This is a genomic window from Amycolatopsis sp. NPDC102389 (genome assembly GCF_044765885.1).
Taxonomy (GTDB): Bacteria; Actinomycetota; Actinomycetes; order Mycobacteriales; family Pseudonocardiaceae; genus Amycolatopsis.
Genome location: NZ_JBIWKX010000137.1, coordinates 1 through 1,334, shown reverse-complemented (window position 1 = coordinate 1,334; position 1,334 = coordinate 1). Strand labels below are relative to the sequence as shown.

General features: G+C 68.3%; 1 protein-coding gene. It reads right to left on the bottom strand.

Features of this window, described 5'->3' with window-relative positions:
• Positions 1–1,297 (bottom strand): hypothetical protein (locus tag ACIRGA_RS40850; RefSeq protein ID WP_400952968.1); only part of this gene is annotated, 1,297 nt, incomplete at its 3' end.
• Between the last annotated feature and the right edge of the window lie 37 nt (positions 1,298–1,334).

The window sequence follows — 1,334 nt, the reverse complement described above, 5'->3', positions numbered from 1 at the left end:
CTTTTTCGCGGGGCCACATGACTTCACTCACCAACACGCGCGAAAGCGTGTGGGCCGCTGCAAGCCCCTGCTCATCGTCGTCATGCCGGTGCAGCTCCCAGGCGACCAGATCGACCGCGGCCCGATACCGCGCGCGGTGGGCACTGTCGACCCAAGGGGCGGTCTCGACGAACGTCCGAGGCGGTTGGTTCCAGAGATTCACGATCTCGCGCGCCCTGCTGAACAGCGGGTCCGAGTCTTCAAGCCTGGCCCTGGCCAGGTCAGCGCGCGCCCGCGTCAATTCTTCCGCACGGCGGGGCAGCGGATCGGCCGGATCGGTGAAGACCTCCGGACCGAACAAGCCCAGTGCCGGCCGTTGTCCCTGCACCTGAAGCTGCACCGAGCCCACCAACTGGTCACCCGAAGGCCGCTTGAACTCCGACACCCGCACCCGGCTCGAAAGCTCCTTGGCCGAGAGCCTCGCCGCCCCCGGCGGATACGCGTTCAGCCTGTTCCGGACCGCCGAGTCCACAAGCGACAGCACCCGCCCGATCGCCGCCCGGCCTGAATCCGGCGACACGAACACCCCACCACGCAACATCACCTCCTGCCCCGGCCGCGCGGCCACCGCCGCATCGACAAAACCCTCCACCATCAGCGCGATCGTCCGCCGATCCCGAGCGCTCAGCCCACTCTGACCGTCCCATCGCCCGCCCCACGTCCGCCGAGCACGCCCGGCTGTCTCCCAGGCTGCTTCCACCGCATCGGTCAATTCCCGTGCCAGCACACGGAGCAGCGCCGCAGCAGACGCCGGGCTCTCCCCCGCACGGTGGTAGTGCACCCGCTCCGCGGTCAAGATGGTGTACAGGACTTCCCGCAGTTCCGCAGTCCCCGGCCCAGCGGCGTTCAGTCCCGGGAGATACTCGGACAACGTCTGCCGCGCTTCGGTCGTGAGACGGGCGAGCACCTCCCCAGGCACCCGTTCCGTTCCCAACAACTTCCGCGCCCAGGTTTCCTTCTGCCTCACCCAATCCGGCAACAAGATCCGAGAACGCCCATCGGCGAAATCCGTCAGCACCTGTCCCCGATCGACCGTTCGGTCCCCCTCGACGGGATCCAAGACCTCTACGCCGTTCGACCCGCGCAATCCCGCATTGATCTTCACCAGCTCGGCTTCCAGCTCCGCCTTAGCGCGCAACCAGACTGCCCTGGCCACATCGGCCCCCCGGGCAGCCACGGCCAGCTCAGCGCGCGCCTGGGCGAACTCGTCGGCGAAAGCGTCAAGAGCGGTCTCCCCCTGAGCGAGCCTCGCGGCCAAATCCCTGCTCTGCCTCCCCGCTTCGTCCCGCCCACCA